25 protein-coding genes are annotated in these 19,511 nt (G+C 69.4%); 13 read left to right on the forward strand and 12 right to left on the reverse strand.

The window, feature by feature from the left end:
• Positions 1 to 15: 15 nt before the first annotated feature.
• Positions 16 to 1,212: an NAD(P)-dependent malic enzyme gene (locus SREC43747_RS0106455; RefSeq protein ID WP_037331473.1), complete on the reverse strand. Its 1,197-nt coding sequence runs from the start codon at positions 1,210 to 1,212 to the stop codon at positions 16 to 18.
• Between the two features lie 337 nt (positions 1,213 to 1,549).
• Between SREC43747_RS0106455 and SREC43747_RS0106460 the strand changes: the two genes are divergently transcribed.
• Positions 1,550 to 2,164, forward strand: a complete 615-nt coding sequence (locus SREC43747_RS0106460; RefSeq protein ID WP_029720336.1) for a dTDP-4-dehydrorhamnose 3,5-epimerase family protein — start codon at positions 1,550 to 1,552, stop codon at positions 2,162 to 2,164.
• On the opposite strand, the gene SREC43747_RS0106465 is transcribed toward SREC43747_RS0106460, so the two are convergent.
• The gene (locus SREC43747_RS0106465) at positions 2,134 to 2,481 is read right to left on the reverse strand and encodes a S26 family signal peptidase (protein ID WP_029720337.1); all 348 of its coding nucleotides are present in this window, start codon (positions 2,479 to 2,481) and stop codon (positions 2,134 to 2,136) included. The two genes, SREC43747_RS0106460 and SREC43747_RS0106465, sit on opposite strands and share 31 nt — an antisense overlap.
• 91 nt (positions 2,482 to 2,572) lie before the next feature.
• Between SREC43747_RS0106465 and SREC43747_RS0106470 the strand changes: the two genes are divergently transcribed.
• Both SREC43747_RS0106470 and SREC43747_RS0106475 read left to right on the forward strand, forming a co-directional pair.
• Entirely contained in the window at positions 2,573 to 3,163 is a 591-nt protein-coding gene (locus SREC43747_RS0106470) for an acid phosphatase (RefSeq protein WP_029720338.1), read from the forward strand.
• Positions 3,164 to 3,216: 53 nt separating this feature from the next.
• The gene (locus SREC43747_RS0106475; protein WP_029720339.1) at positions 3,217 to 3,684 is read left to right on the forward strand and encodes a GNAT family N-acetyltransferase; all 468 of its coding nucleotides are present in this window, start codon (positions 3,217 to 3,219) and stop codon (positions 3,682 to 3,684) included.
• On the opposite strand, the gene SREC43747_RS0106480 is transcribed toward SREC43747_RS0106475, so the two are convergent.
• Positions 3,674 to 4,129 (reverse strand): hypothetical protein, encoded by a 456-nt coding sequence (locus SREC43747_RS0106480; protein ID WP_051387771.1) that lies wholly within the window; start codon positions 4,127 to 4,129, stop codon positions 3,674 to 3,676. The two genes, SREC43747_RS0106475 and SREC43747_RS0106480, sit on opposite strands and share 11 nt — an antisense overlap.
• A 421-nt stretch (positions 4,130 to 4,550) precedes the next feature.
• Between SREC43747_RS0106480 and SREC43747_RS0106485 the strand changes: the two genes are divergently transcribed.
• Positions 4,551 to 5,477: a diacylglycerol/lipid kinase family protein gene (locus tag SREC43747_RS0106485; protein WP_029720341.1), complete on the forward strand. Its 927-nt coding sequence runs from the start codon at positions 4,551 to 4,553 to the stop codon at positions 5,475 to 5,477.
• 249 nt (positions 5,478 to 5,726) lie between these two features.
• Complete coding sequence (locus SREC43747_RS0106490; RefSeq protein WP_029720342.1) at positions 5,727 to 5,975, forward strand: WhiB family transcriptional regulator; 249 nt, start codon at positions 5,727 to 5,729, stop codon at positions 5,973 to 5,975.
• Between the two features lie 258 nt (positions 5,976 to 6,233).
• Here SREC43747_RS0106490 and SREC43747_RS0106495 read toward each other — a convergent pair whose 3' ends face one another.
• Positions 6,234 to 7,727, reverse strand: coding sequence for a sensor histidine kinase (locus SREC43747_RS0106495; RefSeq protein WP_029720343.1), 1,494 nt, complete (start codon positions 7,725 to 7,727; stop codon positions 6,234 to 6,236).
• A gap of 24 nt (positions 7,728 to 7,751) precedes the next feature.
• Entirely contained in the window at positions 7,752 to 7,967 is a 216-nt protein-coding gene (locus tag SREC43747_RS0106500) for a biotin/lipoyl-binding carrier protein (protein WP_029720344.1), read from the reverse strand.
• 189 nt (positions 7,968 to 8,156) lie between these two features.
• Here SREC43747_RS0106500 and SREC43747_RS22330 point away from each other — a divergent pair, with 189 nt between their 5' ends.
• Positions 8,157 to 8,231 carry a 50S ribosomal protein bL37 gene (locus SREC43747_RS22330; protein ID WP_380760052.1) on the forward strand — a complete coding sequence of 25 codons (75 nt, stop codon included), beginning with the start codon at positions 8,157 to 8,159 and terminating at the stop codon, positions 8,229 to 8,231.
• A 67-nt stretch (positions 8,232 to 8,298) separates the two neighbouring features.
• On the opposite strand, the gene rsrA is transcribed toward SREC43747_RS22330, so the two are convergent.
• Positions 8,299 to 8,595: a mycothiol system anti-sigma-R factor gene (gene rsrA, locus SREC43747_RS0106505; protein WP_029720345.1), complete on the reverse strand. Its 297-nt coding sequence runs from the start codon at positions 8,593 to 8,595 to the stop codon at positions 8,299 to 8,301.
• Positions 8,592 to 9,287, reverse strand: coding sequence for a sigma-70 family RNA polymerase sigma factor (locus SREC43747_RS0106510; protein WP_029720346.1), 696 nt, complete (start codon positions 9,285 to 9,287; stop codon positions 8,592 to 8,594). Before SREC43747_RS0106510 ends, rsrA begins: the two co-directional genes overlap by 4 nt.
• Positions 9,288 to 9,524: 237 nt before the next feature.
• Between SREC43747_RS0106510 and ybaK the strand changes: the two genes are divergently transcribed.
• The gene (gene ybaK / locus SREC43747_RS0106515; protein ID WP_029720347.1) at positions 9,525 to 10,004 is read left to right on the forward strand and encodes a Cys-tRNA(Pro) deacylase; all 480 of its coding nucleotides are present in this window, start codon (positions 9,525 to 9,527) and stop codon (positions 10,002 to 10,004) included.
• Here ybaK and SREC43747_RS0106520 read toward each other — a convergent pair whose 3' ends face one another.
• The 3 genes from SREC43747_RS0106520 to SREC43747_RS0106530 form a co-directional block, all read right to left on the reverse strand.
• The gene (locus tag SREC43747_RS0106520; RefSeq protein ID WP_029720348.1) at positions 10,005 to 10,616 is read right to left on the reverse strand and encodes an alpha/beta hydrolase family protein; all 612 of its coding nucleotides are present in this window, start codon (positions 10,614 to 10,616) and stop codon (positions 10,005 to 10,007) included.
• Positions 10,613 to 11,326 (reverse strand): SOS response-associated peptidase, encoded by a 714-nt coding sequence (locus SREC43747_RS0106525; protein ID WP_029720349.1) that lies wholly within the window; start codon positions 11,324 to 11,326, stop codon positions 10,613 to 10,615. The genes SREC43747_RS0106520 and SREC43747_RS0106525 overlap by 4 nt, the downstream gene beginning before the upstream one ends.
• Positions 11,327 to 11,402: 76 nt before the next feature.
• On the reverse strand, positions 11,403 to 12,107 hold the full coding sequence (locus tag SREC43747_RS0106530; protein WP_029720350.1) for an SOS response-associated peptidase: 705 nt from the start codon (positions 12,105 to 12,107) through the stop codon (positions 11,403 to 11,405).
• 122 nt (positions 12,108 to 12,229) lie between these two features.
• On the opposite strand from SREC43747_RS0106530, the gene aroA reads away from it, so the two are divergent.
• The 4 genes from aroA to SREC43747_RS0106550 all read left to right on the forward strand — a co-directional run bounded on the left by aroA (position 12,230) and on the right by SREC43747_RS0106550 (position 16,341).
• A complete protein-coding gene (aroA, locus tag SREC43747_RS0106535; RefSeq protein WP_029720351.1) occupies positions 12,230 to 13,498 on the forward strand; it encodes a 3-phosphoshikimate 1-carboxyvinyltransferase in 1,269 nt (422 codons plus the stop codon).
• Entirely contained in the window at positions 13,498 to 14,505 is a 1,008-nt protein-coding gene (rsgA, locus tag SREC43747_RS0106540) for a ribosome small subunit-dependent GTPase A (RefSeq protein ID WP_029720352.1), read from the forward strand. The genes aroA and rsgA overlap by 1 nt, the downstream gene beginning before the upstream one ends.
• Positions 14,506 to 14,597: 92 nt before the next feature.
• Positions 14,598 to 15,455: an SCO4651 family lipoprotein gene (locus SREC43747_RS0106545; RefSeq protein WP_029720353.1), complete on the forward strand. Its 858-nt coding sequence runs from the start codon at positions 14,598 to 14,600 to the stop codon at positions 15,453 to 15,455.
• 82 nt (positions 15,456 to 15,537) lie between these two features.
• Positions 15,538 to 16,341 (forward strand): SCO4651 family lipoprotein, encoded by an 804-nt coding sequence (locus tag SREC43747_RS0106550; protein ID WP_152528333.1) that lies wholly within the window; start codon positions 15,538 to 15,540, stop codon positions 16,339 to 16,341.
• A 32-nt stretch (positions 16,342 to 16,373) separates the two neighbouring features.
• Here SREC43747_RS0106550 and SREC43747_RS0106555 read toward each other — a convergent pair whose 3' ends face one another.
• Positions 16,374 to 16,877, reverse strand: a complete 504-nt coding sequence (locus tag SREC43747_RS0106555) for a DUF6912 family protein (RefSeq protein ID WP_029720355.1) — start codon at positions 16,875 to 16,877, stop codon at positions 16,374 to 16,376.
• Positions 16,874 to 18,310: a WS/DGAT/MGAT family O-acyltransferase gene (locus SREC43747_RS0106560; RefSeq protein WP_029720356.1), complete on the reverse strand. Its 1,437-nt coding sequence runs from the start codon at positions 18,308 to 18,310 to the stop codon at positions 16,874 to 16,876. The genes SREC43747_RS0106555 and SREC43747_RS0106560 overlap by 4 nt, the downstream gene beginning before the upstream one ends.
• Before the next feature lie 66 nt (positions 18,311 to 18,376).
• Here SREC43747_RS0106560 and SREC43747_RS0106565 point away from each other — a divergent pair, with 66 nt between their 5' ends.
• A complete protein-coding gene (locus SREC43747_RS0106565; protein ID WP_029720357.1) occupies positions 18,377 to 19,141 on the forward strand; it encodes a TrmH family RNA methyltransferase in 765 nt (254 codons plus the stop codon).
• A 108-nt stretch (positions 19,142 to 19,249) separates the two neighbouring features.
• A complete protein-coding gene (locus SREC43747_RS21270) occupies positions 19,250 to 19,405 on the forward strand; it encodes a hypothetical protein (RefSeq protein ID WP_161631125.1) in 156 nt (51 codons plus the stop codon).
• Positions 19,406 to 19,511 lie beyond the last annotated feature (106 nt).

Here is a 19,511-nt window from a genome sequence, read left to right on the forward strand (position 1 = left end):
GAACAATTCTTTACCTCATCCGCGGGGCCTGGCCTCAGCTCGAGCGGCCCGGGCGACCGCTTCGCTGACCGTCGGCGCCACCCGCGGGTCCAGCGGGCTCGGCACGATGTAGTCGGCGGTCAGGTCCTCGGCGGCGACCGAGGCGATCGCTTCCGCAGCCGCCAGCTTCATCTCGTCGGTGATCCGCGGCGCACCGGCCTCCAAAGCACCCTTGAAGATGCCCGGGAACGCCAGCACGTTGTTGATCTGGTTCGGGAAGTCGCTGCGCCCGGTGGCCACCACGGCAGCGTGCCGCCGCGCCACATCCGGGTGAATTTCGGGGTCCGGGTTGGACAGAGCGAACACGATCGCGTCATCAGCCATCTGCGCGACCGCTTCTTCCGGGATCTGCCCGGCCGACACCCCGATCAGCACGTCCGCACCGCGCAGCGCCTCCGCGACGCCACCGGTGAGCTGACGCGGATTGGTGAAGCCGGTCATCTCCTGCTTCACCGGGGTGAGGTTGTCCCGCCCGGAGTGGATGATGCCGCGGGAGTCGAGCATCACGATCTCCCCGACCCCGGCCGAGTGCAGGATCTTCGCGCAAGCCACCCCGGCGGCGCCGGCACCGGAGATCACCACCCGCAGCGACCCCAGCTCCCGGCCGACCATCCGGCACGCGTTGCGCAGCGCGGCCAGCACCACGATCGCGGTGCCGTGCTGGTCGTCGTGCATCACCGGGCAGTCCAGGGCCTCGATCAGCCGGCGCTCCAGCTCGAAGCAGCGCGGCGCGGAAACGTCCTCCAGGTTCACCGCGCCGAAGGACGGGCGCAGCCGAACCAGGGTCTCCACGATCTCGTCCACGTCGGTGGTGTCCAGCACCAGCGGAATGGAGTTCAGCCCAGCGAACTTCTTGAACAGGGCCGACTTGCCCTCCATCACCGGAAGCGCAGCACGCGGCCCGATGTCGCCCAACCCGAGCACCGCTGTGCCGTCGCTGACGACCACCACCAGCTGCTGGGTCCAGGTGTAGCGGTCGGCAAGGCTGCTGTCACTGGCGATCGCCCTGCTGACCTGCGCCACACCAGGGGTGTAGGCGATGGACAGGTCCCGCGCGGTGGACAGGGGCGCGGTCACTTCGGCGGACAGCTTGCCGCCTTCGTGGGCCGCGAAGATCTCTTCGTTGGTCAGCTCGGCACCGATTCCTTGAGCGGTGTCTTTCAGGGTGGTCACGGCGTCCCTCCAGATGAATGTGCCTGCGGCACGGGGGCAGGTCCCCCGGCCAGGCGACCGGGCGGCTTAGCCGCCCGACGACACCGACTGCCTGAGCGTGCGGGATCAGCCGGTGCGCCTGTTCCCGGAGCCGACCGCCCTGGTTCGGACAGCGGCCCGGCGGACGCTGCGGTTCGCCCAGTCTTGCAGCCCCGACAAGCCCTGTCAGCAACCGGGGTCACAAACAACTCGCGTTTTTTAACCGGCCGTGGAAGTTCCCGACAGCTTCGCCCAACGGCGAACGGTCGGCCGCCCGGCGCAGCGACCCGCTGGCCAACATCCGCCTAGGCTTTCGCCCGTGCAAGTACGTCAGCTGGAAATCACCGGAGCTGTTGAATTCACCCCGAAGACCTTCCCGGACTCCCGCGGGCTGTTCACCGCCCCGTTCCAGGAGCCGGTGTTCGCCGAGGCCCTCGGGCACCCGCTGCGGGTCGCGCAGACCAACCACAGCGTTTCGGCCCGCAACGTCATCCGCGGCGTGCACTTCGCCGACGTGCCGCCCGGGCAGGCGAAGTACGTCTACTGCCCGAAGGGCGCGCTGCTCGACGTGGTCGTCGACATCCGGGTCGGCTCCCCCACGTTCGGCCGCTGGGAGGCGATCCGCCTGGACGACACCGAGTACCGGGCCGTGTACTTGGCCGAAGGCCTCGGGCACGCGTTCATCGCCCTCACCGACGACACGGTGATGTCCTACCTGTGCTCCACGCCCTACAACCCGCCCGCCGAGCACGGCATCAACCCGCTGGACCCGCAGTTGGGCCTGCCGTGGCAGGAGCACCTGACCGGTGAACCGGTGCTGTCGGAGAAGGACCGCACCGCCCCCAGCCTGGCCGAAGCCCAGCAGGCCGGCTTGCTGCCGGACTACCAGCAGTGCTTGGCGCGCTACGAGGAACTGCGCCAGCAGGCCGGGTAGCCGATCGGGCCCGGCCGCGGCCACAGCCGCCACCGGACCACCCCCAGCACCTCGGCCGGGCCCATCTCCCGCGAGTCGGCGGAACTGCCCGGGTTGTCCCCGGTGACGTACCAGCCCGGGCGCTGCGGGCGCACGGCCCGCTTCACCGACAACCGGCCCGGCAGCTGCGCCCAGCGCACCAGCACCACATCACCGGGGCGGGGGCGACCGCCCAACAGCACCAGCACCACGTCCCGGTCCCGCAACGCGGGTCGCATCGACGAACCGCTGATCCGCATTCGCCGCCAGCTCGACCATCGGCGTCCGGTCACAGCCATCCTCGCCCCCAGTTCGCGAATACCCCACCCTAGCCCGCACCTGGGGCAGCTGGCGCCCGAAAAAATCCGGCCGAGCGATTACTCTCGGAAAATGGCTGAGCATTGGGTCTACGTGCTGCGGCACGGCGCCACCGAGTGGTCCAACAGCGGCCGCCACACCAGCCGCACCGACGTGCCGCTCACCGTTGAAGGAGAACTGCGGGCCCGCCAAGCCGGCCAAACCCTGACCGGCTTGCGCTCCGGCGGCCCTCTGCTGACCTTGACCAGTCCCCGCCAACGCGCCCGGCGCACCGCCGAACTGGCCGGGCTGGACGACATCACCACCGAGCCGCTGCTGGCCGAGTGGGACTACGGCGACTACGAGGGCCTGACCACCGACCAGATCCGCCAGCAGCAACCGGGCTGGACGGTGTGGACGCACTCCTGCCCCGGCGGGGAGTCCGCCGAGCAGGTGCAGCAGCGGGCCGACGAGGTGCTGCAGCGGGTTCGGGAGGCCGACCGGGACGTGGTGCTGGTGGGGCACGGGCACTTCAGCCGGTGCTTGATCGCCCGCTGGCTGGGGCTCCCGGTGCAGCGGGGAGTGCACTTCGCCTTGGAGCCGGCCGCGATCGCGGTGCTCGGCTACGAACGGCAGGTGCCGCAGGTCGTGCGGGCCAACGTGGCCCCGTGGCAGCAGGGGTGAGCGCTTCCCGCCTGGTTTACTTTCCCCGCGACGATCTTCCGGGAGGTGTTCGCATGATTCGCCGGGTGCGGGAGAGCGATGTGCCGGCCGTGGTGGAGATGGTGCACGAACTGGCCCGCTACGAGAAGGAACCGGACAGCTGCCACCTCACCGAGGAGCAGCTGCACCGGGCGCTGTTCGCGCCCCAACCGGCCTTGTTCGGCCACGTGGCCGAGCACGCCGGGGAACCGGTGGGGTTCGCCCTGTGGTTCCTGAACTTCTCCACGTGGGAGGGCGTGCACGGCATCCACTTGGAGGACTTGTTCGTGCGGCCGGAGCACCGCGGCGCCGGCCACGGCAAGGCGCTGTTGCAGGCGCTGGCGCGGGAGTGCGTCGAGCGCGGGTACGCGCGCCTGGAGTGGTCGGTGCTGAACTGGAACGAGCCGGCCATCGGCTTCTACAAGGCGGCGGGCGCGGTGCCGATGGACGAGTGGACGGTGTGGCGGCTCACCGGGGACGCGCTGCGGGAGTTCAGCTCCTAGGTTTGCGCTGCTGCTCGTTCGCGGGCTCGGCGTCGGGGGCCAGGTCCGCTTCGAACGCCCACTGCCGGCCTTCCCGGTTGAACAGCAGGTACAGCACGGCCACCGCCGGCGCGGCCAGCACCAGGGCGATCAGCGGCTGCCCGGAGGGCCCGAAGGCGTACCAGGCGGTGCCCAGCAGCAGCAGCTGCAGCAGCAACGACGGGGTGCGGGCCCAGTGCTTGCCGTTGAGCAGGCCGATCCCGGCGGCCAGCACACCGGCGGACAGCAGCCCGTAGTAGCCGGCTTCGCCGAAGGTGCTGGCGCGGTTGAGGGTGCCGACCCCGCCGAGGTCGCCGGTGGTTCCGCGGATCAGCAGCGCGGTGACGAACAGCAGCCCCGCGACGGCCTGGAGCGTGGTGATGAGCCCTGCGATGCGCACACTGCGCGGGGTGGCTGCGGTCGTCACGGCGTCAACGCCTTTCCCAACCCGGTTTGGTCACTGAGCGTGTACGCCTTCGATGGTAATACCGCCCGAACGCCGCATACCTTGCCCGGGGGCCGGGGTTCATGATCGTTTAACAGCTGGTAAACCGGTATCGGTGGATTTTCGGGGTGTCCACCGCCACTGTCCGCCCGACGTCGACCGCGGGCAGCCGGGTGCGTTCCGGGGTTGCGCACCGGGTGCGGTCGGCGGGTGGTGCTGGTTCAGCGGCTCGGCGCACCGCGCGGGTGGTGTTTCAGCCGGCCGTCCGCACCGGTGGCGGACGACTGCTTGCCGTGGGCCGAGCGCGTTGCGCGGTCGGCGGGCAGCGACAACCGAATAGTGCTGACCCGGCCGGAAGCAGGTCCTTTACCGGCCGGTAAGCATCCTGGCCTAGGCTGCGGGTGTGCGTGCCGTTCTGGTGGTCAACCCGCAGGCGACGTCCACGACTGCCGCGGGCCGGGATGTGTTGGCGCATGCCCTGGCAAGCGAGTTGAAGCTGGATGTCGTCGAGGTCTGCTATCGCGGCCACGCCGCGGACGCGGCCAGAACAGCGGTGGCCGACGGCGCGGACCTGGTGATCGCGCACGGCGGGGACGGCACCGTCAACGAGGTCGTCAACGGCCTGCTGGAGGCGTCTCGCCCGGGTGATCCGGACATGCCGGCGCTCGGGGTGGTTCCCGGCGGGCTGGCCAACGTCTTCGCCCGCGCTCTCGGCCTGTCCAAGGACCCGGTGGAGGCCACCCACCAGTTGCTGCAGGCGGTGACGCACCGCCGGTTCCGCTGGGTCGGGTTGGGCCGGGCCGACGACAGGTGGTTCACCTTCAACGCCGGTGTCGGGTTGGACGCGGAGGCTGTGGCTCGCGTGGAGCAGGCGCGCCGCGCGGGGCGCTCCGCCACGTCCGCCCGGTACGCACGAGCGGCGCTGCAGGGCTACTTCCAGTTCGCCCGCCAGGACCCGCCGATGGCGCTGGAGATCGACGGCGAGCCGGCGGTCGACGGCCTGTACAGCGTTTTCGTGGCCAACACCGATCCGTGGACCTATCTGGGGCCCCGCCCGGTGCGGTTGAGCCCGCAGACCGGTTTCGACAACGGTTTGGGTCTGCTCGCCCTGCGCAGCCTCACACCTCATGTAATGTTGCAACACGTAGCCGACCTGTTACGCGGAAGTGCGAAATTGCGCGGCGCAAAGTCAATTAGACGTGCGAACGCGGGGCACGTACGCGTAATCTGTCAGCGGCCGTTGCGCTGGCAGGTTGACGGCGATTGCTTGGGCGAGCGTTCGGAGATCCACTTCCGCGCGGTCCCGACCGCTCTCCGCGTCGCCGCATAACCTTCCCGTAACGGATGCATTTCGCTGCTGACAAGCCAACCCCGCCTGTTCCAGCAGCAACCCCCTAAATCCCCCGGTCAAGCGGTTTCGATCTTTTGAGTGAGTTCGCTCACGACAGTAGATCGTCCTCTTGACATCGCGGAAGTTCGTGAAAGCATTCACAAGCGACACGGACTCCGTGAAAGCATTCACAAACACCCCGAAACAACAACCGGCACGCTCAGCGTGCCTAGCGAGGAGCAAGGAACAATGGACTGGCGCCACCGTGCGGTTTGCCGTGACGAGGACCCCGAACTGTTCTTCCCCGTCGGAAACAGCGGTCCCGCGCTGTTGCAGATCGCCGAGGCGAAAGCCGTTTGCCACCGCTGCCCGGTAGCTTCCGAGTGCCTGGCTTGGGCGCTGGAAACCGGTCAGGACGCTGGCGTCTGGGGTGGCCTCAGCGAGGACGAGCGGCGCGCGCTCAAGCGCCGCACCGCCCGGACCCGGGCTCGCATCTGAGCCGGTCCACCGCAGCACGACGGGCCGACCACGATCCCCGTCCTGGTCGGCCCCACCCCAACGTTCTGGCGTGAAAAGCCGAACGGCTCTCGCAACTGACCGAGAAAACCCCCAAAACCCGCCCGGCCGGCCAGCGTCGATGCCGGAACCGGAACAGCCTCACCCCCGCGCTGCAGGCACCGGAACCGGCTGGCCGGCCGCCGGCACGCCATCCCGTTCAGGCGTGCCACGAGACATCGACGCACCCGCGCTACCGCGTCACCGCCGGTACTTCAGTGGAACCCGCAACACCGCCTCGGTGCCGCGCTGCTGACTGCGGTTGCGCAAACTCAACGATCCTCGCAGTTCGGACTCCACCAGAGTCCGAACGATCTGCAGGCCGAGGCGTTCGGTGCGCTCCAGGGAGAAACCCTTGGGCAAGCCGCGACCGTCATCCCGGATGACGACGTCGAGCCAGCGCACCGAACGCTCCGCCTGCACCACCACTTCCCCGCCCTGGCCTTCGGGGAAGGCGTGCTCGAAAGCGTTCTGCACCAGCTCGGTGAGCACCATCACCAGCGGCGTGGCCTGCTCGGCCGACACCACCCCGAACCGGCCCTCCCGCCGGACCTTCACCCCGGTCTCCGCGGCCGCCACATCGCTCATCATCGGGATCACCCGATCGATCACGTCGTCGAGGGCGACCCGCTCGTCCACCGACATCGACAACGTCTCGTGCACCAAGGCGATCGAGGTGACCCGCCGAACCGACTCGTCCAGCGCGAGCCGAGCCTCGCTGTTCTGCGTCCGCCGCGACTGCAACCGCAGCAACGCCGCCACCGTCTGCAGGTTGTTCTTCACCCGATGGTGGATTTCCCGGATGGTGGCGTCCTTGGACAGCAGCGCCCGGTCCCGCCGCTTGACCTCGGTGACGTCCCGCACCAGCACCAGCGCACCGGCCGCCTGCCCGCGCGGACGCAGCGGCAACGCCCGGAACAGCACGGTCGCGCCCCGCGCATCCGCCTCGATCCGCATGCTCGGCTGCCCGTTGAGCGCGCTGCGGATGCGCTGCGCCACCTCCTCCGCGTCGAACGGGTCGTTCAACAGGGACCGGGTCAGCGGAGCCAACTGGGCCCCCACCAGATCAGCCGAATGCCCCATCCGGTGGTACGCCGACAAGGCGTTCGGGCTGGCGAACACCACCGCCCCAGCGCTGTCCAACCGGATCAACCCGTCCCCCACGCGGGGCGAGGTGTGCACGTCGGGAGCCGGCTCGGGCGTGGGGAACGTGCCGTCGGCGATCATCTGGCACAGGTCGGCCGCGCTGCCCAGGTAGGAGATCTCCAGCGGACTCGGCACCCGCGGCACCGCCAGGTTGGTGTCCCGGCTGAGCACCGCGATGATCTTCCCGTTGAACAGCACCGGGATGGTCTCCCGGCGCACCGGAACCCCCAGGTGCCAGCGCGGGTCCTCCTCGCGGCAGATCCGCCCGTCCACCATCGCCCGCCGCAGTTGCGGGTGCTCCCACGGAGTGACCACACTGCCGACCACGTCCTCCGGGTGCGCCGTCGGGGCGGTCGTCGGCCGCGCCTGGGCCACGCACAAGAACTCGTCCCCGGGAGAGGACTCCGGCCCCACCGGCACCCACAGCAGGAAATCCGCGAACGACAAGTCCGACAGCAGCTGCCACTCCGCCACCACCAGCTGCAAGTGGTCCGCCTCGGTGTCGGACAGCCTGGTGTGCTCGGCGAGCAGATCACTCAGCGTGGACAAAGTCCACTCCTAACGGCCCGGGACTCACTCCACAACCGCGATCAAGTCACCTTCCCGGACCACGTCCCCCGGCTTGACCGCTACCTTGCGAACTGTGCCGGCGACCTCGGAGAGCACCGGAATCTCCATTTTCATGGACTCCAGCATCACCAGGGAGTCACCGTCGCTGACCGAGTCTCCCTCGGCAACCGAAACCGTCATCACGTTGGCGACTATCTCGGCACGGATCTCCTCGGCCATACCGCTCCCTCCTCAGTCCACGGCCGGCAAGCCCTGGATAAGGAAACCACGACCCCAACCACCCCCACTCCCCGGGTACCGGGCATGTCAGACTGGGAAGTTGAAAAATCCCAGCCTGACCGGGCGGCGCGGATGCCCCACCCTCGGTCGAAGACGCTGGTCGTACAAGCCAAACCAGAGGGAGACGCCATGGGTAAGCGGGCCCGTAAGAAGAAGGACCGCCGGAAGAACAAGGCCAACCACGGCAAGCGTCCCGGTGCCTGAACCGGGCTCAGCCGCAGAACGGCCCCGGGCTGGAACTTCCGAGCCCGGGGCCGTTCTGCGTTGACGTTCAGTCGGTGGCGGTCTTCTCCGCGTTCACCGGAAGATCGGTGTTCTCCAGCACCGCTCGACGAATCGACTCGCGCAGCCTCTCCCGCAACTGCTCCGGGGCGTGCTCCCCACCGCACTTGCGGTGCAGCAGCGCTTTGAGGTGCTCTTCGATGCCGTAGCGCTCCAAACAGCTCCCGCACCCGTCGAGGTGCCGCTGGACCGCTGCCCGCCGCTGCGGGTCGCACTCGTTGTCCAGGAACAGCCACACCTCGGAGAGCACGTCCTCACAAGAGGCGTCGTCATGTTCACGGCTCATGACGCGCTCACCTCCGGCTTGTTCTCCCGCAAGAACCCCCGCTCCCGGGCGACATCGGTAAGCATTTCCCGCAGCTGGCGACGGCCGCGGTGCAATCGCGACATCACGGTGCCGATCGGCGTGCCCATGATCTCGGCGATTTCCTTGTAGGCGAATCCTTCCACATCCGCCAGGTAGACGACCATGCGGAATTCTTCGGCCAGCTGCTGCAACGCCTGCTTGACGTCGCTGTCCGGCAGCCGGTCCAGGGCTTCCACCTCAGCCGAGCGCAGCCCGCTGGAGGTGTGGTTCTCGGCCTGGGCGAGCTGCCAGTCCGCGATTTCCTCGGTCGGCTGCTGTTGGGGCTGCCGCTGCCGCTTGCGGTAGCCGTTGATGTAGGTGTTGGTGAGGATGCGGTACAGCCAAGCCTTGAGGTTGGTTCCCTGCTTGAAGCTCTTGAACGCCGAGAAAGCCTTCAGGTAGGTCTCCTGCACCAGGTCTTCGGCGTCCTGAGCATTGCGGGTCATCCGCAACGCCGCCCCGTAGAGCTGGTCCAACAGGGGCATCGCGTCGCGCTCGAACCTGGCGGCCCGTTCCTCGGCGGTTTCCTGAACAGCACCGTCGTCCGGCGGCGAACCGCCCGCGTCCCGCGGGAGCTCGCTGCTGCGGTCGGCTTGCGCGGTACTGCCAGAATGCTTTGAGGTGCTAGGCACCTGGCTCCTTTCCCGCCGCCTCGAGGAGAGGGTAGGCGACGAACCCATGCGGTCCTGCGCATGGCCCAGCTCCGAGGGTACCCGGGTAGCGCTGCGCGCACCGGGCTCAGCAGCCCGGGAATTGCCTGGGCGGTCCAGTACGCACGTGTTCGTCGGTTCCATCACGACCCGTGCAACGCGACGACCGGCCCGCTCATTCCAGCCCCACCGCGGAATTCCCCGTTAGACTCCGGTGACGTGGCAGGAAAGGGCACGCCAGCGACCGCGCTGGCCGCCAGACGTGGGATCGCTCACGCACTGCACCCCTACGAACACGATCCGAGCACCGGGTCCTACGGGCTGGAAGCCGCGGAAGCGCTCGGGCAACCACCCCAACGCGTGTTCAAAACCCTGGTGGCCGAGGTGGACGGCGAGCTCACCGTCGCCGTGCTGCCGGTGTCCGCGCAACTTGACCTCAAGGCGCTGGCCAGCGCCCGCGGCGGCAAGAAGGCCAAGCTCGCCGACCCGGCAACCGCGGAACGGGCCACCGGCTACGTGACCGGCGGCATCTCCCCGCTCGGGCTGAAGAAGCGCCTGCCCGTGGTCGTCGACACCTCGGTGCACGACTTCAGCACCGTGTTCTGCAGCGCGGGCCGCCGCGGCCTGCAGATCGAACTGGCCCCGGCCGACCTGGTCCAGGTGGCGGGCGCCGAAACCGCCCGCATCACCGCCGAGTAGTCACTCGATCAACCGCAGCACCCGGTCCAACCAGTCGGCGACCGCCCGCGCGACCTCGTCCACCCCCGCCTTCAACGAGTGGTCACCGGGCACCAGCACGACCTCCCGGTTGTGCGTGGGATCCGGTCGGCCGAACGCGTCCCGCTCCCCCTGCACCACCAGCACCGGGATGTCCAACGCGTCCAGCTCGCCCATCCGGGACTTCTCCGGCTTGCCCGGCGGGTGCACCGGGAACGCCAGGCACAGCACCGCCGAAGCAGCGCCCGCGTCCGCGGTCCGGCACGCCACCCGGGCCCCCGAAGAACGGCCGCCGAAGATCAACGGCACGTCCCGGAACCACCGCTCCCCCAGGTCCTCGACCACCGCCAGCCACGCCGCGTCCAGCTGGTGGGCCGGGGCGGGAGCCCGGCGCCCCGCCACCCGGTAGGGCTGCTCGATCAACGCGACGTGCACGTCCTCGGCCGCCGCGATCCGGGCCGCCGCCACCAGGTCCGGCGCGGTGACACCACCACCGGCCCCGTGGCCCAGCAGCAGCGCGGCCCGCCCCTCGTCCGCCAAGTGCACCTCGGCCCGCGCCGGGCCGAACGGGGTGTCGATCTCGTACCTGGTCATGACCCGAACAGCACCGCCTGCTCAGCGGGTTCCGGAGCCGGCTCCACCCGCTCCAGCAGCCCCGGATGGTTGTTGCGCATGTTGTTCACCTCGGTGGAGACGGGACGGATTTCCAGCGCCCGGTACACCGCCGGGTCGGGCTCGAGCAGCCCGGTGACCTCGGTGCGCTGCTGGTCCAGCCACTCCCCCCAGCGACTGGCCGGCAGCACCAGCGGCATCCGCGGGTGCACATCGGCCAGTTCACCGAACGCCTCGGTGGTCACCACCGCGCACGTCACCAGCGGCTGCCGCTCCCCGGGCGGCAACCAGGCGGAGAACACCGCGGCCATGGCCAACTCGGCACCGTCCGACCGGGTGCACAGGAAAGGCTGCCTCCGGGAGTCGTCAGGCCGCCACTCGTACCAACCGGTCGCGGGCATCAAGCAGCGGCGCCGGGCCGCGGACTCGGCGAAGGAGGGCTTGCTGGTGAGCGTCTCGGCGCGAGCGTTGATCAACGGCGGACCGCTGTCGGCCTGCTTGGCCCACGTGGGGATCAACCCCCAGCGCACCGGGCGGATGGTGCGCTGCCCACCGCGCTCCACCACGATCGGCACGGTCTTGGTCGGGGTGACGTTGTAGTCGACGCGAACCGCGCCATCGGTGCGATCAACCGCGGCGAACCGCTCGGCGAGCTGCACCGGCTCCGAAGCGACGACATAGCGCCCGCACATCACGCCCCCACTTCCGGGATTCCTGCCCACGACCGGGAACCGAAGCTAACACCTCGACCGACGGCTGCGCCCGGCGCTAGTTGCCGGCCTGCTCGGCCAGCGGCTCCACCAGGTGCGGGCCGTTGTTGCGGACGCTGTTGACCGCGGTGGACACCGGGCGCACCTCCAGCGCGCCGACCAGTTCCGCATCGGGGCTCAACAGCCCGCTCACCTCGGCCAGGCCCGGATCCAGCCAGGCGTCCCAGGCCTGCTCGGGCAGCACCAGCGGCATCCGGTGGTGGATGTCGGCCAACCGCCCCACCGCTGCGGTGGTCAGCACCGAGCAGGTGACCAGCGGCGGGGCCTCCGGATCGTCGGGGTCGCGCCACGTGCTGTAGATCCCGGCCAGCGCCAGCGAACGCCCCCCGGGCAAGCTCATGTAGCACGGCTGCTTGCGGGTGCCCTCGCGCTTCCACTCGTACCAGCCGTCGGCCGGCAGCAGGCAGCGGGTGCGCTTGATCGCGCTGCGGAACGCGGGTTTCTCGGTGACCGTCTCGGCTTTGGCGTTGATCATGCGGCTGCCGATCTTCGGGTCCGACGCCCAGTGCGGAACCAGGCCCCAGCGCATCACCCGGACCTGCCGCTGCGCCTCCTGCTCGCCCTCGGAGAGCACGCTGAGCACCGGTTTGGTGGGCGCGATGTTGAAGTCCACACCGGCGGCCGCACCACCGGTGGCGTCCAGCGCGGCGAATTCAGCCGCGATTTCCCGGGCCCCTTTGCCCAGGGCGTACCTGCCGCACATACCCGCCCCTTCCCTAGAACCGGGCAGCCGTGGCTCCATGGTGACCAGCTCCCGCACCACCCGCAAAGCCCCCAGCGCCCCCAATGGTGAAACTAGCTGGGCGGATGCGGGATCATTGCAGTATGACTCAGCTCTGGCCCGCTCCTGTGGCATCCGGCGCGGTACGTGCGACGGTCACCGTGCCCGGCTCCAAGTCGATCACCAACCGGGCGCTGGTGCTCGCCGCGCTGGCCGATGGTCCTTCGGTGCTGCGCCGCCCACTGCGCAGCAGGGACACCGAGCTGATGGCCGCTGCCCTGCGCGCCCTGGGCTGCGCCATCACCACCGGCTCGGACGGCTCGTGGCAGGTCATCCCCGGCCCGCTGGGCGGGCCCGCGGAGGTGGACTGCGGGCTGGCCGGCACGGTGATGCGGTTCGTGCCGCCGGTGGCGGCCCTGGGCAAGGGGCGGGTGTCCTTCGACGGCGACCCCCGGGCCAGGGAACGGCCCCTGGGGGCGGTGCTGGACGCCTTGCGCGGCTTGGGAGCCGACATCACCGGCAACGCGCTGCCGTTCGAGGTCCGCGGCACCGGTGGTCTGCCCGGTGGGGAAGTCACCATCGACGCCTCCGCGTCCTCGCAGTTCGTGTCCGGGCTGCTGCTGTCCGGGGCGTGGTTCGAGCGCGGGATCACCGTGCGGCACAGCGGGAAACCGGTGCCTTCCCAACCGCACATCGCGATGACCGTGGCGATGCTGCGGGACGCCGGGGTGCAGGTGGACGACGGCCAGCCGGACACGTGGCGGGTGGAACCCGGCAGCATCCGCCCCCTCGACCTCGACGTCGAACCCGACCTGTCCAACGCCACCCCGTTCCTGGCCGCGGCCGCGGTCACCGGCGGCACCGTCACCATCCCCGGGTGGCCCCGGCAGACCACGCAGGCCGGGGACGCCATCCGCGACATCCTCACCGAGATGGGCGCCCAGGTGCGGCTGGACGAGGTGGGCCTGACCGTGACCGGCCCCGACCGGCTGCTGCCGGTCGACTTGGACCTGCACGAGGTCGGCGAACTCACCCCCACCGTGGCGGCGCTGGCGGCGCTGGCCGACGGCCGCTCCCAGCTGCGCGGCATCGCGCACCTGCGGGGCCACGAAACGGACCGGCTGGCCGCGCTGGAGCGGGAGCTCAACCGGTTGGGCGCCGCGGTCAGCCAGACCGAGGACGGGCTGCTGATCGAACCGGGCGAGCTCACCGGCGGGGTGTGGCACTCCTACGCCGACCACCGGATGGCGACCGCGGGCGCGATCCTGGGCCTGCGCGTGCCCGGGGTGCAGGTGGAGGACATCGCGACCACGTCGAAAACGCTCCCCGACTTCCCGGCGATGTGGAACGGCATGCTGGCGGAGGTGCGTTGATGGCCCGGCGTGGCTGGCACGACCTTGACGAATCGGATGTGCGAGTACGTCCAGGACGCCGGGGCAGCCGACCACGCAGCAAACGCCGCCCCAAGCACGAGAACGCGGTCGAAGCGATGGTGATCGCGGTCGACCGCGGCCGCTGGACGTGCGCGTTGGGCGACGACCCCGAGCGGCGAGTGGTGGCGATGCGGGCCAAGGAACTGGGCCGCACCCCCATCGTCGTCGGCGACCGGGTGGGGCTGGTCGGCGACGTGTCCGGCCGCCCGGACACGCTGGCCCGCATCGTCCGGGTCGCCGAACGCACCAGCGTGCTGCGCCGCACCGCCGACGACACCGACCCGTACGAGCGGGTGGTGGTGGCCAACGCCGAACAACTGGTGATCGTGACCGCGTTGGCGGACCCGCCGCCGCGCCCCGGGTTCATCGACCGCTGCCTGGTGGCCGCCTACGCGGGCGGCCTGTCGCCACTGCTGTGCCTGACCAAGGCCGACCTGGCCGCCCCCGGGGAGTGGCTGGACGAGTACGCCTCGCTGGACCTCCCGGTCACGGTGACCCGGTTAGACGCCGAACCGGACGAACTGCGGGAGTGGTTGACCGGCCGGGTGTCGGCGCTCATCGGCCACTCCGGAGTCGGGAAGTCCACTTTGGTCAACCGGTTGGTCCCGGAAGCGGACCGGGAGATCGGCGAGGTGAGCGCGATCGGCAAAGGCCGCCACACCTCCACCTCCGCGGTCGCGCTGCCGCTGCCGCAGGGCGGCTGGGTGGTGGACACCCCCGGGATCAGGTCCTTCGGCCTGGCCCACGTCACCCCGGACGACGTGATCGCCGTGTTCGAAGGCTTCGCCGAAGCCGCCGAGGAGTGCCCGCCCAACTGCGGGCACCTGGGCGGCGACCAGGACCCGGACTGCTACCTGGACACCTACGCCGCGGAAGCGGGCAGTCCGCAACGCCTGGCAGCCCTGCGCCGGCTGCTGCGCTCCCGAGCTGGCCTGGACGACACCTGATTCACTCTGCCGAGGGCTTCCAACCGGTGCCGAGCCGCATGCGTTGTTAGCGTGGAGATTCAGTTCTGGGCCCCTTGTCGAGGAGCTGGCGCATGCACCCATTCCGCACCGGCCTGCTCGTGCTGCTCGTCGCACTGCTCGCTGGCTGCAGCGGTCACGCACCCGATCCAGCGCCGCCCCGCCCCTCCAGCGCGGAAGCCGCGCGCCCGGACCTGCGGCCGCCGGCCACCGAGCTGCTCACCGAGGTGATCCAGCGGATCGAACAACAAGGCGCGGCGCACAGCGAAATCCAGGGCAGTCTCGGCCTGGTGGGCCGGGTGCAGGCCGCCGGTGCGATGAACTACACCCGCTCGGGGACCGAGCTCACCCTGCGCGGGCACACGACCCCCAACGGCCACCAACCGCCCCAACCCATCCAGCTGTCCATGGTGGACAACGTTGGCTACCTCGCCACCCCGCTGGCCTCCCCGGACCCCGCCAAGCCGTGGGTGAAGATCGTCCCGGGCGGCAACGACTTCGGCGCCCGCCTGCTGAGCCCGGCGCTGCAGCAGCTGCGGGAAGCCGTCGACCCCCGCACCACGTTCAGCGGGGTGGAAGCGGCCACCCGCATCCACCACAGCGCTCCCGACCAGGTCAACGGACTCCCCACCACCCGCTACGACCTGCGCATCATCACCGCCCGAGCAGCGGAGATCGCACCCGATCCCCAGCAGCGCGCCCGCTTCCGCAACGCGCTGCACTCCGGGAAACGCGAACTCGGCTACCAGTTGTGGGTGGACGGCTCCGGGCTCCCGGTGCGGTTCGCCGCCCAGGACGAAGTGGCGCAAGCCGGCGAAGTGGCGGTCACCACCACCTACCGGAACTGGGGAGCACCGGTGGAGATCAACACCCCGCCGGCGGACGAGGTGGGCGTCCTGCAAGACCTCCCGCAAGCACCGCCGCCCCGGTAGCCATTTTTCCCAATTCGACCATGCGGGGCACACCGCGTTGCTACCTTCCAAATGATCGACCGACCATGGGAAGGAAGCAGACGTGCGTCGCACTGTGCTTGCGCTCTCCGCTGCCGCGCTCGCCGCGGCACTGACCGCTTGTGGTCAGGACTCCAGCAGCTCCCCGACCCCCGACTCCGGGCAGAGCGAGAACAGCTCGGGCCTCCAGCAGTTCACCGACGCCCAAGAGCTGGCCAACACCATCGTGACCAAGGGCAGCGAGAAGGGCACGGCGAAGGTCACCTGGGAAGCCAACTCGCAGCCCGGCATGGAATGCCAGGTGGACTTCAACTCCGGGCTCATGGCGTGCACCAGTGAAGTCCAAGAAGTCGTGATCACCGACAACGGCACGTACATCAAGTCGCCGGAACTGGCCCGCATCGCCGGTGACCCGAGCAAGGAATGGCTGCGCACCGGCGGCGAGAACCCCATGGAGCAGCAGTACGACGAGTTGGGGTCCCTGACCGACCTGAACGAGGTGGTGGGGTCCGGCACCACCATCGCCAACAGCACCGAAGAGCAGGTCGACGGCCAGAACACCGTGCGCTACGAGCTGGTCACCGACGTGCAGCAGGCGGCGGCCGAGGCCGAGTCGGAAGCCGCCAAGAACTCCTACCAGCTCCTGCTGGACAACGGGGTCACGGAACTGAAGTCGACGCTGTGGATCGGCGAGGACGGCCTCCCGGTCAAAGCCGAGGCGGTCAACCCGGCGATGAACGTCATGGGCCGGGAGATCCCGGAAACCACCGTCACCATGACCTACAGCGACTGGGGCGCGCCGGTGCAGATCACCGAGCCCCCGGCCGACCAGGTCCAGGAGATGAACACGCCGTCGATGCCCAACTGACGCGGCAAGCCCGGGGCCGGGCGGCCCCGGGCTCACATCAGTTCGAGCAAGAACGGGATTTCCTGCGGGGCGTACCAGGCCAGTTCGTGGTCCTCGACCTCCCCCAAGGCGAACTCGGCATCCGGGTCGCCGAGATCAGCGGCATCGATCACATCGGCCGCCGCCCGCACCGCCTCCTCCGCGTCCGCGACATCCACGTGCACCGAAGCCAACTGCTTCCACCGCACCGGCCCAGCAACCCGCACCACCGCGTGGTCGAGATCCGGCCGGAGCGTCACATCCGACACATCAGCGGCCACCACCACCCTGCGCAACTCCGGTTTCTCACCCCCGGCCAAATCGGAGGCGAGCAGCCGCAGGGACGCGCGAGCCGCCTCCCGCATCGCCGCGTACTCCAGTTCTTCGGTGTCCCCGCTGGCATAGGACTCGCGCAACGCCGGCGTCAAGGCGAAAGCAGTTCCACTGACGGGCTGTAACTGCTTCTCCTCCACCAGTGCGCGCAGCATATTCAGCGTCGCGGGCAGGTAAATCCTCATGCGTTGACCGTCCCGATCATCTCGTCCACCGCTTCTCCGATCATCGCCGCCAGCACGTTCACATCCGGCATCGCCACCCGGTCAGCGTTCAACCCGAAGTACACGCCACCGTCGTAGGAGGTGACACCGATCGACAGTGACTGGTTCTTCGCCAGCGGTACGACCGGGAACATCTCCATCATCTTCGCCCCCGCCGCGTACATCGGCACCTGCGGGCCGGGCACGTTGGTCACCAGCACGTTGAACAGCCGGTCCGAGAACTGGTTGGCCACCCGGGCCCCCAGCGCGTGCAGCGTCGGCGGGGCGAATCCGGACAACCGCACCAGCGCGTCCGCGGCCACTGAATCCCCGGACTCGTAGTGCGCCCGCATCGCGTGGCTCACCTGTTGCAGGCGAACCATCGGGTTGCCCTCGCCCACGGGCAAGTCCACGAAGAACGCCGACACCTTGTTCCCCACCGCATCGGGCGGGAGCGTGCCGGTTTCCGAATAAGACCGCCTGCTCTCGGCATCACCGGAACGCACCGACACCGGGACCATCGCCCGCACCGTGGTGCCCAGGTTGACGACCTCGCCCCGGGACAGCAGCCAATTCCGCAGCGCCGTGGTCACTATCGCCAGCACCACGTCGTTGATGGTCGCCGTGTTCCCGCGCCGGATCGCGCGGAGGTCGTCGAGCTTGGCCCGGGCCACCGCGAACCGGCGCTGAGCGGAAGTGGGGGAGTTCAACGGACCGCTGGGGGCGGGGAAAACCGCCGCGCGCAACGCGGACACCACCCCGTCCAGCGCCCGGCTGACCTTGCGGGCGGTCGCGGTCACGTCCGCCAACGTCGCCCTGGCGTTCTCCACGATCTCCCCGGGCCGCTGAACGGCATCGGCCGCCGCATCGGCCAACAGCTGCACCGTGCCCGGCTGCGGCCGCGGCATCCACAGCACATCCCCCTCGGCGACCTCCGAGTCCCGCTCGGTGTCCAGGATCATCTGGGCGATGTCGACCGCGGCGATGCCGTCGATCATGGCCTGGTGGGTTTTGGTGATCACCGCGGTGCGATTGCGGGACAGCCCCTCCACCAGGTAGATCTCCCACAACGGCCGGCTCTGGTCGAGCTTGCGGGACATCAACCGGGCAACCAGTTCGTGCAGCTGTTCATCATTGCCCGGTCTCGGCAGGGCCGACCGGCGCACGTGGTAGGTGAGATCGAAGTCCTGGTCGTCGACCCACACCGGGCGGGCCAACCGGCCCGGAACCTGCAGCACCCGCTGCCGGTAGCGGGGCACCAAGTTGAGCCGCCGATCGATGAGGGAGAGGACCTTGTCGTAGTCCAGGCCGCTGCGCTGGCTGCGGAAAATCGCCACACCACCGACGTGCATCGGCGTGGTGTCGTCTTCCAGGTACAGGAACGACGCGTCGACTGCGGAGAGGCGATCGGGCATGACCGCATCCTGACACAGCGAAGCCCTTGGCCGCGGGACGAAGCAGCGCCATGTGACACTTGAGCGGTGACCGGCAATATTTCCCCCAAGGATCGTTTCGTCACCGTCTACGGCCGCAAGCCGGTTTTGGAAGCGCTGAGCGACTACAGCCTGCGCGTGGACAAGGTCGTGATCGCCGAAGGAACACGTGGTCCCGCGATCGAGGAGATCCGGGAAATGGCGGCTGACCGAGCCGTCCCGGTGCAGCACGCCAGTGCGCACCGGGTGAAGGTGCTGTCCGGCAACGGTCGGCACGACCAGGGGGTGGTTGCGGACGTGGTCGCCCGCCAAATGCGTCCCCTGGTGGACGCGCTGGAGGATCCCAAGCGGGCCCCGCAGACGATCCTGCTGCTGGATGGTTTGACCACACCGGCGAACGTCGGCATGATCTTGCGAACCGCCACCGCGGCGGGAATGGACGGAATCGTGGTGCCGCACCGCGGGGTCGCCAGCCTCGACCCGCTCGTGGTGAAAGCCTCCGCCGGGGTGGCCTTCCACGCCCCCGTGCTGCGGACGCGGACCGCGGGCGACGCCGCCGAACTGCTCACCGAAGCCGGATACCCGTTGTACGCGCTGGAGGCGAACGCCCCGGAGAGCATCTTCTCCGCTGAACTGCCCTCCCGCGCGGTGTTCGTGCTCGGCAGCGAAACCTCCGGCCTGTCGGACGACGTCCGCGCCCAGGTTCACCAGTCGATCTCCATCCCGATGCAAGGCGGAGTGGAATCGATCAACGTGGCCAGTGCTGCAGCTGTGGTGTGCTTCGAACTGCTCCGCCGCAAAACCGCTCAGTGAGGCGCAATCCGGCCGTCCCTCACCCTTCCCGCACCACTGCCGCGAGGGGCGGCCCGAGCTGTTCCACCAGCACCACGCCGAAATCCTTCACCGGCAGCGTGAAACCTGTTGCGCGCCAAGAAGAACACGATGCGCGGAAGCCACGAGCAGCAAATCGCGAAACACCGAGCCGGCCCGAAACAACAGCAGAACACTGTGGACAGAAAAGCGGAGCGCGGGAAAACGGTGCTGTGCGCGGGATTTCACGACTGGAACAACGAATAGCTGGTGCTTGGTGGTGTTTCCCTTTTGGGAATAGGGTGGTGGCCCACCAGGATCACTCCTGGTGGGCCACCATCGTGGGTTGGTGTGTCGGCGGTGTCCTACTCTC

The sequence above is a fragment of the Saccharopolyspora rectivirgula DSM 43747 genome, assembly GCF_000497205.1.
GTDB classification, from domain to species: Bacteria; Actinomycetota; Actinomycetes; order Mycobacteriales; family Pseudonocardiaceae; genus Saccharopolyspora; species Saccharopolyspora rectivirgula.